This window comes from Lysinibacillus sp. JNUCC-52, from assembly GCF_015999545.1.
GTDB lineage: Bacteria > Bacillota > Bacilli > Bacillales_A > Planococcaceae > Lysinibacillus.
The window spans coordinates 1,411,627-1,424,737 of the sequence record NZ_CP065546.1 but is presented as its reverse complement, the minus strand read 5'-3'; the positions used below and the strand labels follow the sequence as shown (position 1 = coordinate 1,424,737).

The window sequence follows — 13,111 nt, the reverse complement described above, 5'->3', positions numbered from 1 at the left end:
TCAATAAAATAATTAATTGGTAGGGTGAATGATGGAGGAAATGAAGCAATCATTAAAGATAATTGTCGATAATTATCAACTATCAGATGAGTTTAATCGCTGTTTAAACGACTTATTAGATCAACATGAAGGTGGTGATTTCAGTGATTTAAGTAAATTGCATTTTCAAATGAATGGTGGCACATTAACGAAATCGATAGAAGAAGTTTTTAATCTGCTAGAATTATGGATTCTTTTTACAGATATCGTTGATGATATTGAAGACGGTGATGAATCAAAGTGGGGAATAGATGGGAACATATTGCTGAATGCTTCGACAGCTATAGTAAGTATCGTATTGTTGGAGCTAGAAAAGCTTGAGATACCTTATAAAAGAGAGGTTACCCGTTTATTTTGCCATTACTTACTACAAGCGGTCGACGGACAGCATCATGACTTAATGAACGAGATAACATCTGAAGAAATGTATATAGATGTTGTTAAAAAGAAATCAGGTTCATTAATCGCACTTTCATCAACCCTTGGAGCAGTATTAGCGACTGGAAAGTATACATCAAAGCTTGAAATGAGTGCGTACTATATCGCAATTGTTGCCCAATTAAAAAATGATTATCACGACTTATTAAATTCACAAAGAGATTTACAAGTCAAAAAAAGAACCTTGCCATTACTATATCTATTACAATTCGAAGATTCGGCATTTGACGAATTGCGATTGTATTATAGACAGCAGAGGGAGGCAAGTACGAAGATTTGCATAACTAAACAGCAGATTGTAGATTCTGGATTACACGTTTACGTGCATCTAATGCAATCTAAATATCTTAATCTTGCACTAGATTTATTAAAAGAAGTTTATCCAACAAAAAATGTTGAAATATTCAAACAATATATTTAGATGAGGTGAAGGACATGTTAGAAATTACTCAATATCTTCAAAAAAACCGTAACATTTTAGACCTTTTAAAAGAGAATAAAATATCGCTTTTAAACATCAATGAATTTGAAAAAAATTTAATATTAGAGTCTTTTGAACAAGGTGAAAAGAAAGTATTGAAGAATGCTCTCTCTGCTTACTGGCGCGCGTAGTAATTAAAATAAAGGTCATTTGTATTGTCTTTTCAATGTGGATAATCCTCCTGTCTTCAGGAGTAATTGCTTAAACACAAAAAGGGAAGATTTTACGAATTCATGACATATAAGAAAAAAATAAAGGGATGACGCTATTTATCAATAGCTCATCTCTTTTTTTTATTCATACATATTCGAAACAAATCTAAATGGGCTAGCTAAAAAAATGACAGCCCATTTAGATTTACAGTACTTCTGTAATGCAGACAAGTGGTAGGCTGGAAATGCCTTATTTTATCACATGACTTCGACCACCGTCATTTTCCCAACGATCAATATCCCTTCCTTCTTCGTCCCACACTTCAGGTCTTTCACTGTAAGACATTTTTGTCATCACCCTTTATTCTATAGTTCATTTCTATATTATGTCATGCTGTATATTTTCGTTCATAGAAATGGCTGTAATCAAAGTTTAACTGGTTCCAATCGCTGATAAAACAATGTAAATCGCTGATAAGCTCGGGCAAATCGCCGATAAACCTGTAACTATATTGATAGAAATTGATACGACAAATTTATTGGGATGAAATCATAAATTCGTCTTGCTAAAGCTATATTTTTGCATATGTGCCAAATTGTAAAGGCGCATATACTGTAGTGAGGAAGGGGGGAGGTGAGGAAATATGAGAATTAATTGGAAGGTACGATTTATGCATAAGCCGTTTGTATTAGCGTTGTTTTCCATGCTGCTACTACTCGCTCAACAAGTAGGAGCTTTGTTCGGCTTTGATTTAACTAGCGGGATGAGCGAGCAACTAACATCCATATTGAATACAGTGTTATCGATTCTTGTATTGATGGGGGTTGTTGTGGACCCGACTACAAGTGGCACCAGTGATAGTGAACGTGCTTTAATGTATCGCAGACCAAGATAAGCATTTCATTACATGTAAAAAGTGTAATTTTACAATAGAATGAATATGATATAATGTAAGAAAATTCTAATAGCTAGGGGGATGATTAACTTGTCGCTTGAAATGGAGCAGCGAATCGCTAAGCTTGAAAAGGAAATGGAAGCGTTACGACAGGAAATGGACGTGTTAAAGCAACAACAGCCACAACAAAAGACAACTGTAAAAAATGTGAACCGATCCATCACTGTACAACCTGCATTACCAACACCAAAGCCTACACCAAAGCCTACACCAACACCGAAACAAATACCGAAAACAAATGTTCAGCCACAGCGTTCATTTGAGGAGCAAATTATGTGGGCGCTCCCGAAAGTATTTATGGTTATTTTAGTGCTGGGCGTGTTATGGGGGCTCAAGCTAGTTAGTGATTATGGCTACCTATCGAACGAGGTGAAAATCATCCTCGCTTATTTATTATCAATCGCATTAGGGGCTATAGCTTATGTTTTAGAACATAAAAAGAAGGCATCACCAGCCGTAACTATTTCCTTATACGGTGGAGCATTTATCGTAGGAATTTTAACAACTGCCGCTGGTGCTATTTTATACGAGGTATTAGGTTTAACTTTAGCATTGTTCATCGCCTTTGTGTTTATTGTCTATGGGATAGCTATTAGCTACCTAAAGAAAAATGAAGTGCTAACTTTATTTGTAGCCTTTACCTCGTTGTTACTACCTTATTTACTAGAGTACATGGATTTTAGCGCGTTCATTATATTATTTTTTGTCATCATCCTATTTACAATGCTGCAATTCGTTATTCTTCAGCATAAGCAAAAAATTGCGCTCTATGTCACAACCTTTTTCTCTATTATGGCAGTAAGTATTGTAGCGTTTATGAATAGTGACAATCGAGTAATTTTTGCAATAGGACTGCTCATTACACTTGCAATCTTTTATACGAGTTGGTGTCGCTTATATAATGTGGAATCAAAATGGAAGCATATTCATGCTGGGCTACAATTTAGTTTAGGGCTCTTTAGTTTATTACTTCTGAACCTTGTCAGTAGTCGACTTGAATATAATGAAATAATTCTGCTTGGACTATGTATTTTGTTTGTAACTGTAGCGGGTTATAGCTATAAGCAAAAATGGCAGGAGGCATTTGATAGTGCTGTAACACTCGCATTTATTACACTTTGTAATACGGTATTGATTATGAATTTACCAGAAAAGGTTGATGATTTACTTTTACCATTCATGACATTTGCAGGTGTTATGATGAGCTTACGTCTACGAGCAAGTTTAATGAAGATCGTCAGTTCATTTGGGTTTGCAATGGCACTTATTTTAAGCTATATCGTCCACGAGCCGACTCCGTTTTTTAGCATTGAACATATTAGCTTAATACTGCCTGGCGTATACCTATTAATTATTTATCTATATACAATACGTGAGAAGGAAACATTAAATACTTTTGAAAAGATTATGAAGGATTTATACGTGACTGATATTTTAGCTGTTATGACCGCTGGATACTTCCTTGCTTATATTGCTAAGCTTGATAGTGTTTATGTTACAAGTGTGAGCAATTTCCCACATATGATGACTATCGGCATCGTCATCCTGTTTGTTGGCTCGCTATTACTACCAGAAAAATATAAAGGTAGGGCATTAACGCCAGTCGTCGGTGTGTTTTTCCTTTTTGTTACGCTCATGTTTAATGTGATTCCTTATAATATACAAGGGATTGAATGGCTAAATATTGGTACTAGATTAATCTATATTGCAGCATTTGTAGCGATTATCCTTGATTTACTGATGAAGGGGCGCATTTATCAAATTTATCAACAGCTTATGCCGAAATATTTAGACCTAATTGTCAGTGCAAGTGTAGCGTTCACAATGATTGCACTTTGCGGTCTATTGTCCCAACTAGCTTACAACGACCTGATGGATTGGAAGCTTAGCGTTGCACTAACAACCGTTACACTATTCTTGTCGGCAAGTCTGTCATTATGGCTCGGCACAGTGCGTCACTTACGAATACTTCGACTTTCTGGCTTTGCCATACTTGCCATAGCATTTATAAAGCTTATCTTCTTCGACTTATCGGCACTAGACTTATTAATAAGAGCAGTGCTATTCATTGCAATTGGTGGAATTGGCATGCTACTGTCGGGGCGGTTGTTGAGGAAATAACGAAAAATCACAGGCTAACATAAGATGTTTGCCTGTGATTTATTTTTTATTAATAATAGCTTAGAAATTTTCTAGTATCATTGGTTCAGTTGTTGTCGTTATTTTTATTGTATTTTGATCCCGTGTTTCGATAAACTTTTTAATCATTTCGAAATCATAATTTACACGTAATCTAGATTCAGAAGTTAAATCCCCTGTATTTGCTTTTCCCCTTAATGCGGTTAGGACAATTCTATTTGCAGAAATTCCTCCATTTATTTTAATATTAGACCCAAAACCATACATTAAAAAATGACCTTTCGTATAGAAAAAACCATCAATATTACTGTAATTATTAATAGCTGTTTCGGAGGAAATATTTGAAATATTTATAAAGTCATTTGCAAAGAAGAAATTGGTACCTCCGTTGTAGCCATTAATAACACTTGATGTAATATCAATATCTTTTAAAGAGTAAAAAGTAGCATCGCCATATAATTTAGCACCTTTAATATCAATATAACCTTCAACATAATATTTCCCTTGTAAAGTAATATTGTAATAATTGCTTTGATTATTTTCTAAATTATCTGTTCCAGCATAAGGACCGATTAATAAATTTCCCTTAATATAATAGGAATCTTTTTTATTACCATAAGTTGTATTTTTATTTTTTTCACCTTTTATAGTAATGGTATTACAGGCATCAGTGTTTTTATCGCAGCTTTTTAATAGCGTTTTTCCGCTTGGGTTCACTTCCTCCTTAATATTTATTGTATCTTGCAATACATTTTGAACAATAACTCTAGGTTTGTTCTTCTCACTAAGATTATAGTCTTTAAATAATTTTTGAAGTTTGCTTTGTTCATTTGCATCCATTTCATTAACTTTAAATAAAGTATAGTTATTACTTAAATAGCTCAAAGATGGAGCTTTTATAAAACTATCAAATGAAGTACCAGTTATATTTTTTTTCATTTCGATAATATTTTTTTTAGGATTTACAATTATCTTTGGAAATGAATTTCCTTCAGCAGCAGTAAGTTTTGCAAACGTACTATCTCTCCAAGTTGGACTATTTAAATAGCCACTAAAAGCAGATTTATTTAAGTAAATATCTCCATCAGCTTTTATATCACCTAGCACATCAATACCACCAAATAGAAATAAATTCCCACCATTTCCTTTTTCATCTGCATTTGTCGAGATGGCATAGTTAAGTTGCTCTGGGACTGAACTAGAGCCAACTACAATTTTTGCATAACTAATATTATGTTGATTTGACTTATTTGTAATTCCTTCACTTTTTACAGTAATGATTCGTTTTAAACGATCTTCTTGTTTATCAGAAAATTTTTCGGTTTTTTGAATACATATATTCGTATTCCCTAATTTCCCCTTAATATTGATGGTTTTAGGGCATAGATAGTTAGACTTACTTGGATCTTCGAGCGAGTCTTTAAGGATTTGTTCAAATTCTAAAATAGTTAATCCAGTAGTGCCAATTTTTTGTTTAAAATATGTGTCAATTTCCGTTTGAATATAGTCTATGCCTTTGGTAGATAAATCTTGGGCAAGAACGACCTCTTCCCTTTTATGATTTTTAGTGTAGCCACTAGTTGTAATTACTTGTAAACTTATACCTAAAATTGAGACGATAATAATCAAGCAAAAAACAATATATAACGCGTATCCATTTTGATTACTGAGTAGTTTTCTCATTGGCGCACTCCTTGTACTAATTTTTTATATCCGGAATACTTTGTATTTGGTTTTCAAAATAATATACTTTTGAAAACTTTTTATTATCGTATTGTAGCGCTAATTTTATATGGTAACTTACTTTCTTATTTGTACTGGTGCTGCTCTTTATATATGAATCTTTGTGGATCGTTATATAGGGATTGGAAACAAGGTATTCTTGATTTTTTATGTTCAATTTCATAATTGTATTTCCATCTACAGTAGCGGGAGAAAAGCCTGTGATTAAACAATTATTTTTGTATTCTACTGATGTTGGCTTTGAGCAGGAAGATTCAAGTATTGAAGTATAGATCAAATATTTTTTGTTAATGTCATCAAACTCAGTGTTTCGTACTTCGTTTTCTTTTAATGTATAAAAGTTTTTCACAAGATTACTCATGATTAAATCAGCTTCGTCTCGAATGTTGTTTTCTATTATTATTTTTTTTTGGGTGTTTATACTATTTGTAAGAAATGAGAAAGAAAAAATGGCAATAGTGACCGTCAATACTATAGTTACTAAAACTTCTATTAGTGTTAAACCATATTCATCAAGTTTATTTTTTTTCAATTTGAACATACCCCTCTGTGGTGCTTGAGATTACTCTGTTATTTATTTTTTTACTTGAAGTTACTGTTACAACTATATTAATTTTATTTTGATTAATTTCCGTTGTAATAGCATTCGAAATTACATTCGTGTTTGACGGTTTAATGCTCACTGTATAGGTAGGCGATTTCGAATCGTCTATTATTTTTACTGTTTTCGGGTAATCTTTAAAATAATCTTCTAGTGTAGTAATCCTTTTTTCTTCAAGTCCTGTAGCCTTTAACCTTTCTAAATAGGCATCGGCTAAATTAATAACAACTAACTTTTCATTATTAATGTTTGCTGTACTATTTGCTTGAACGAAAATTTGAGCAAAGCTTAATAAAATAATAGATATTAATACAATAGATGCCACAACTTCTATTAAAGAAAATCCTCGCTGAGATTTTATCCTTTTCATCTACTCACCTCGATTAAAGAGTGCTTTATCCAAAAATTCCGTTATGTTACAGATTGATAGGTAGTTTCAGCCTAATTATATAGGTTAAAAAACACATTTACAATATAATGAAATGAATGAAATTACACACTTTGTATATAAAATGTACAAAAATGTGACAATTTTTAGGTTAAAAGATATATTCAAACAGGTAGATTTTGTAGTATTATAAAAATATAGATATATAGTAATGATTTTTAGTAATATAATAGACATTCATTTTTTCAATAAATTAGTAAAGGTCGTGAGGCTATGAAATTATATTTGAAGTTGGGTGCGATAATAGTAGGTTTAGTTGTGCTGTTAGCTATATGGCTTCCGAACCTAATCATAGATCGTGCGCTAGCAAAAGGTGATGGCTCCACGATTGGGGGCGTACTAGTAAAAAATTTAGATGAAGATGCGATGGAGGTAGCTATACAAGAAGCTATTCGTGTTTGGCAGGATACACCGATTACTGTTGAAGGTGGAGGTGTCACAGCAACAGTCGATCCAAAAATGTTAGTATTTGACGTCGCAAGCTCGGTAGCTGAATATCGCACATTAACGGATAAGCCTTGGTTTGCCTTCTGGGAAGGAAAACGAACAGTTCATCTTCCTTTACAAGTCATAGGGGACGAGCAGCTGATAAAGCAGCTTGAATCGATGGGGGTATGGGAGGCAGAAACGACTTTAAATGAAGTTATAGCGCAAGCATCTTATTTAAATAAACATAGCATTGAAGCAACCGTTGCAGATACAACTTCTATGGAAGCAGAGCGATTGGCATTATCAATCGAGCAAATACCGACAAATGCAAAAGGTGTTTTAGCATTAGTAAATACGTTAAATGACTACATTATTGCTCCAAATGAGCCGTTCTCATTATTAAACGTTTTAGGAGAAAAAGTAGAGGAAGCTAATAGTGAAGGGGTAAATTTTGTAGCATCTTTAATTTATCATACGGTACTACAAACAGAATTTGAGATTTTAGAGCGCCATGCACAAGACAAAAAGATGGACTATTTACAGCAAGGCTTGGATGCAGCAGTCAATAGTGTATTAAATAAAGATTTGCAATTTATCAATTATGCTACCCAACCGACTAAATTAAAACTAATGATTGAAAATGACACATTAAAAGTAGAATTATTAGCTCAAACCAAAGAAAAAGAGATTACAGTTCGTGTAAGTAAAGATAAAATCGTACAGCCGAGAATCATTACTCGTTATTCTAAAGACTTAGCCATGGGGCAAGAAGAGATTCTTCAAAATGGACAAGAAGGTGTGCGGGTAGAAGTGTACCGTTCAATCGTGGAAAACGGCATTTCTAGGGAAGAATTGGTGAGCCGTGATTACTACGCACCAATTAATCGAATTGTCGTTCAATCTTCTAGACAACCTGATGTCAGTGATGGAACAAGTAATACTTCCAATGATGCGGATTTACAGGTGGATTTAGATGGGGATGGGTTGGCAGATTCACCTGTACAACCTCCATCTACAAATGACAACACTTCATCAAACACAACAACGCCAGTAACTACGAATGATCCTGAAATTGTTTATGGTTACTACGATAAAGGCGGTAATTTTGTACAAACAAGTCCTTAATGAGAGGAGCATATGCAAATGGCTGTAAGAACAGGGCGTAAACGTCTAGGAGATTTACTAGTTGAATCGGGAGTTATTACGAATGAGCAGCTAGAGTATGCTCTTACGACGAAAACAAAGGAAGAAAAGTTAGGGGATTTTCTTATCAAAGAAAATATCTTAACAGAGCAACAATTAATCGAGGTGCTAGAGTTTCAATTAGGCATTCCACATATTCATTTAAATCAATATTCAATAAGCCCTGATTTACTTCAACTTGTGCCCGCGGAGCTAGCAAAACGTGCAAATATTATTCCGATTCGACGGGAGAAAAACAAACTATTTATCGCGATGGCTGACCCGATGGACTATTTTGCAATTGAAGAGGTCCGCATGGCAACGGGCTGTCAAATCGAAACAAGTATTGCTGCAAAAGATGATTTATATCGAACACTTACGAAATATTATGATTTACAGGAGTCAATGGAAGCGGCATTGCAAGATATTGGGACGACTGCTGGAGAAACACAAGTAGAAATCGAACGTGAAGATTCACCGATTGTGCGACTCGTCAATCAAATTATTGCAAATGGTGTTGCGCAGCGTGCAAGTGATATTCACTTTGACCCACAGGAAACGGATTTACGGGTTCGTTATCGTGTAGACGGTGTGTTGAGAACGGAACGGTCTTTGCCTAAGCATATGCAAAATATTGTCTTAGCTCGTATTAAAATTATGGGCAACTTAAATATTACAGAAAATCGTATTCCACAAGATGGACGTATTAAAACAAATGTCAATTTCAAGCCAGTGGATATTCGACTTTCTACGCTACCAACTGTTTATGGAGAAAAAGTTGTCATGCGTATTTTGGATTTAAGCAATGTCGCAAATTCAATAGATCAGTTGGGCTTCACAGAGCGTAACGAAGCATTTTTCCGTAAAATGATTGCACATCCGAATGGCATTATGCTTATCACTGGTCCTACGGGTTCAGGTAAGTCTTCTACACTGTATGCTGCTTTAAGTAACTTGAACGAAGAGGGCGTCAATATTATTACAGTAGAAGATCCTGTGGAATATCAGCTCGATGGCATTAACCAAATCCAAGTGAAAGAAGAAGTTGGGCTAACATTTGCCACTGGATTACGTTCTATTTTGCGCCAAGACCCAGATATAGTAATGATTGGTGAAATACGAGATTTAGAGACTGCGCAAATTGCTGTGCGTGCGTCCTTAACAGGGCATTTAGTGTTAAGTACATTGCATACAAATAGTGCAGTAGAATCCATTTCACGTTTGCAGGACATGGGGGTAGAGCCGTTTTTACTATCGTCATCATTAGTCGGGATTATGGCACAACGGTTAGTACGTAAAGTATGTCGTGATTGTGGAGAAACATATGCATTTACAAATCACGAATTAGAAATCATGCAGAAAAACGGCATTGAAGGGGTAACACATGGCAGACGTGGAAGGGGCTGTCCTTCATGCAACCAAACTGGGTATCGCGGGCGTATGGCCATCCATGAAATTTTACCAATCGATCGGACGATTAAAGAGATGATTTTAAATCGTAGTGGAGATAGTGCTATTCGCGACTATATGAAACAAGAAGGCTATTACACGTTACTAGCAGATGGATTGTTAAAAGTGGTTGAAGGACAAACGACAACTTCTGAAGTATTACGTGTAGCAAATGCAGACTAGGATGTGAACCGAATGATGACAACATCAAGAAATATAGAAGAGCTATTGACACGTTCATTTGAGGAAAAGGCGTCAGATTTACATTTAACAAAAGGTATTCCTCCTGTATATCGCATCCATGGTCAGTTGGAGCATTACGGAACTGAACCGCTTACTTCAGAAGAATTACAAACGATGGTGGAAGCTATTTTACCTGAACATAAACGACAAGAATTTCATACTAAAGGTGAAACAGATTTTAACTATTCATTGCCCGGGAAATGTCGTTTTCGTGTAAATGCCTATCATCAACGAAATGAAATGACAATCGCGGCACGTTTAATAGAAGCAAAAATTCCGTCCATTGAATCGTTAAATATGCCTCAAGTGTTGTATCAGCTTGCTGAAAAACCACAGGGACTTATTTTAGTAACAGGTCCTACAGGTTCTGGGAAATCGACAACACTAGCGGCGATGATTGACTACATTAATGAAACAAAATCAAAGCATATTATTACACTTGAAGACCCAATTGAGTATTTACATACACATAAAAAATCGGTCATCAATCAACGTGAAGTAGGAGTCGATACACAAAGCTTTGCCAATGGTTTGCGTGCTGCACTACGTCAGGACCCTGACATGATATTAGTCGGTGAGATGCGTGACTATGAAACGATCTCAACTGCTATTACAGCCGCTGAAACAGGTCACTTAGTGATGGCAACATTGCATACAAGTAGTGCGCCAACAACGATTGATCGTATTATTGATGTCTTTCCACCACATCAGCAAGGACAAATTCGTGTACAGTTAGCCAATGTGTTAGTAGGTATTATTTCGCAGCGTTTATTTATACGAAAAGATGCAAAGGGACGAGTTGCAGCAACTGAAATTTTAGTACAAGCACCGTCGATTGCGAACTTAATCCGCAATGAAAAGGTCCATCAAATTCCAAGTGTCATGCAGACAAGCCGTGCGCTCGGCATGCATACATTGGAGTCCTCGATGCAGCAGTTAATTGCGATGGGGAAAATTTCACTCGAGGATGCAAGACCATATATGAATGCGGGTGAGTATCAGTGACCGTTTTTCGCTATAGCGGACGTACTAAAACTGGTACACAGAAAAAGGGAATTATTGATGCAATCAATAAAAAGGCAGCACTCGAAAAATTACGTGCGCAAGGTATTAATGCACGAGAGCTAGAAGAGTCAAAAAGTCTTTTGCATAAAGAATTAAATTTCGGCGGCAAAGTGAAGCATCAAGATTTCGTTATTTATTGTCGTCAATATGCAACGCTTATCCGTGCTGGGGTGTCAATCGTTGAAGCGACACATATTTTAGGTGTGCAAACGAAAAGTAAGCCGCTAAAAAAGGCTTTGGAGCAAGTTGAAGAGGACATTCGAAGCGGTACTTCATTTTCAGATGCTGCGGCCAAACATCCAAAAGTTTTTCCAGTAATGTTCGTCAATATGATGCGTTCTGGAGAGGCGACGGGAAATGTTGATGATACTTTAGAGCGACTAGCAGGTACGTTAGAAAAGCAATTTAAAATAAAGAAAAAAGTGCAATCAGCATTAACTTATCCAGCTATTTTATCGGTGCTAACAATCGCAGTAGGCATGTTTTTAATGATTTTTATCGTTCCCACATTTATGGCAACTTTTGAGGATATGGATTTAGAAATGCCATTATTAACGGTAATTGTCGTTAGCGTGTCAGATTGGTTAGTTGAATTTTGGTATATAGTGATTGGTATTTTATTGTTAGCAGTCTTCCTCTTTAGGTATTTCTATAACCATAATAAGCTCTTTCATTACAATGTGAATTATGTGGCACTACGAATCCCTGTCTTTGGTGTACTAATGCAAAAAAATGTCATTGCTCGGATGACGAGAACATTATCATCTTTGTTCAGTAGTGCTGTGCCGATATTACATGCACTCACGATTGTTGAAAAAGTTGTAGGCAATCCAGTAGTAGGGAAGGTTGTTTTGGAGGCACGGGAAAATCTTGAAAAGGGTGGTACATTATCAGAGCCATTAGAAAAAAGCTGGCTATTTCCACCTTTAGTAACTCAAATGACATCGATCGGTGAAACAACAGGTTCCCTCGATTACATGTTAGAAAAAATAGCTGATTTTTATGAGGACGAAGTCGATCGCTCGGTCGATACTTTAAAATCGTTAATCGAACCATTAATGATTCTCGTTTTAGCAGGGGTAGTTGGTGTAATTGTAGCAGCAATCTTCCTACCGATGTTCGCACTCTATGAAAGTATGTAAACAATTGATGATTTAAAGGAGGTGATGGAGAAAAAAGCTAGGGTCGTTTCGGGTGTACGTGTTTTCGCACTAATTATAAAACATTATTAAAGGAGGAACACATCGATGTTCAAAAAATTACTGAACAAAAAACTATTAAAAAACCAAAAAGGTTTAACACTTATCGAGTTACTAGCTGTAATCGTGATTTTAGCGATTGTTGCAGCCATTGCGATTCCTGCTATTGGTAGCATTATTGATAACAGTCGTGGAAAAGCATTAAAGTCAGACGTAGTTAATGTAATGAATGCAGCAAATATTTACTTCACAGATAATCCAGCCGATGATAGTAACAAAACTGTTGATATTACTAAATTAAAATCAGAGGGTTATTTAGAATCAGAGGGTAAATTAGTAACTGCTACAGTAACCTATGTCGCAGGTGGAAACACTGTAGAAGCAGCAGGAACTAATGGTTCAATTAAGATTTCAGTTACAGCAGGATCAACTTTAAAAGATATAAATGATCACAGTGGAAAGCCTGATGGTAAAGAGGTAAAAATATCACATAAATCAAGTAGTACTACACCTTAAATTTCCCTTACTAACCCTCCCAACTCACTCA

General features: G+C 35.5%; 12 protein-coding genes. 9 read left to right on the top strand and 3 right to left on the bottom strand.

The genetic code is table 11. The features are described from left to right. The first annotated feature begins 28 nt into the window (after nucleotides 1–28). The 4 genes from JNUCC52_RS07450 (at nucleotide 29) to JNUCC52_RS07435 (ending at nucleotide 4,187) form a co-directional block, all read left to right on the top strand. Nucleotides 29–898, top strand: coding sequence for a polyprenyl synthetase family protein (locus JNUCC52_RS07450; protein ID WP_337981824.1), 870 nt, complete (start codon nucleotides 29–31; stop codon nucleotides 896–898). A gap of 14 nt (nucleotides 899–912) precedes the next feature. Beyond that, entirely contained in the window at nucleotides 913–1,089 is a 177-nt protein-coding gene (locus tag JNUCC52_RS07445; RefSeq protein WP_173478207.1) for a competence pheromone ComX, read from the top strand. A gap of 665 nt (nucleotides 1,090–1,754) precedes the next feature. Beyond that, nucleotides 1,755–2,006, top strand: a complete 252-nt coding sequence (locus tag JNUCC52_RS07440) for a phage holin (RefSeq protein ID WP_173478208.1) — start codon at nucleotides 1,755–1,757, stop codon at nucleotides 2,004–2,006. 81 nt (nucleotides 2,007–2,087) lie between these two features. Then, nucleotides 2,088–4,187 carry a DUF2339 domain-containing protein gene (locus JNUCC52_RS07435; protein ID WP_337981823.1) on the top strand — a complete coding sequence of 700 codons (2,100 nt, stop codon included), beginning with the start codon at nucleotides 2,088–2,090 and terminating at the stop codon, nucleotides 4,185–4,187. 60 nt (nucleotides 4,188–4,247) lie between these two features. Here the strand turns inward: JNUCC52_RS07435 and JNUCC52_RS07430 are convergent, their stop codons facing one another. The 3 genes from JNUCC52_RS07430 to JNUCC52_RS07420 are packed head-to-tail and all read right to left on the bottom strand — an operon-like array spanning nucleotide 4,248 to nucleotide 6,919. Next, a complete protein-coding gene (locus JNUCC52_RS07430; RefSeq protein ID WP_337981822.1) occupies nucleotides 4,248–5,888 on the bottom strand; it encodes a hypothetical protein in 1,641 nt (546 codons plus the stop codon). 16 nt (nucleotides 5,889–5,904) lie between these two features. Then, entirely contained in the window at nucleotides 5,905–6,480 is a 576-nt protein-coding gene (locus JNUCC52_RS07425) for a PulJ/GspJ family protein (RefSeq protein ID WP_173478211.1), read from the bottom strand. Next, a complete protein-coding gene (locus JNUCC52_RS07420; protein WP_173478212.1) occupies nucleotides 6,467–6,919 on the bottom strand; it encodes a type IV pilus modification PilV family protein in 453 nt (150 codons plus the stop codon). The genes JNUCC52_RS07425 and JNUCC52_RS07420 overlap by 14 nt, the downstream gene beginning before the upstream one ends. 291 nt (nucleotides 6,920–7,210) lie before the next feature. On the opposite strand from JNUCC52_RS07420, the gene JNUCC52_RS07415 reads away from it, so the two are divergent. The 5 genes from JNUCC52_RS07415 (at nucleotide 7,211) to JNUCC52_RS07395 (ending at nucleotide 13,080) form a co-directional block, all read left to right on the top strand. Continuing rightward, complete coding sequence (locus JNUCC52_RS07415) at nucleotides 7,211–8,551, top strand: VanW family protein (RefSeq protein WP_337981821.1); 1,341 nt, start codon at nucleotides 7,211–7,213, stop codon at nucleotides 8,549–8,551. A gap of 18 nt (nucleotides 8,552–8,569) precedes the next feature. Beyond that, on the top strand, nucleotides 8,570–10,240 hold the full coding sequence (locus JNUCC52_RS07410) for a GspE/PulE family protein (protein ID WP_337981820.1): 1,671 nt from the start codon (nucleotides 8,570–8,572) through the stop codon (nucleotides 10,238–10,240). Nucleotides 10,241–10,255: 15 nt separating this feature from the next. Further along, entirely contained in the window at nucleotides 10,256–11,305 is a 1,050-nt protein-coding gene (locus tag JNUCC52_RS07405; protein ID WP_337982199.1) for a type IV pilus twitching motility protein PilT, read from the top strand. Next, nucleotides 11,302–12,507, top strand: coding sequence for a type II secretion system F family protein (locus JNUCC52_RS07400; protein ID WP_173478215.1), 1,206 nt, complete (start codon nucleotides 11,302–11,304; stop codon nucleotides 12,505–12,507). The genes JNUCC52_RS07405 and JNUCC52_RS07400 overlap by 4 nt, the downstream gene beginning before the upstream one ends. Before the next feature lie 105 nt (nucleotides 12,508–12,612). Next, nucleotides 12,613–13,080 (top strand): prepilin-type N-terminal cleavage/methylation domain-containing protein, encoded by a 468-nt coding sequence (locus JNUCC52_RS07395; RefSeq protein ID WP_337981819.1) that lies wholly within the window; start codon nucleotides 12,613–12,615, stop codon nucleotides 13,078–13,080. Nucleotides 13,081–13,111 lie beyond the last annotated feature (31 nt).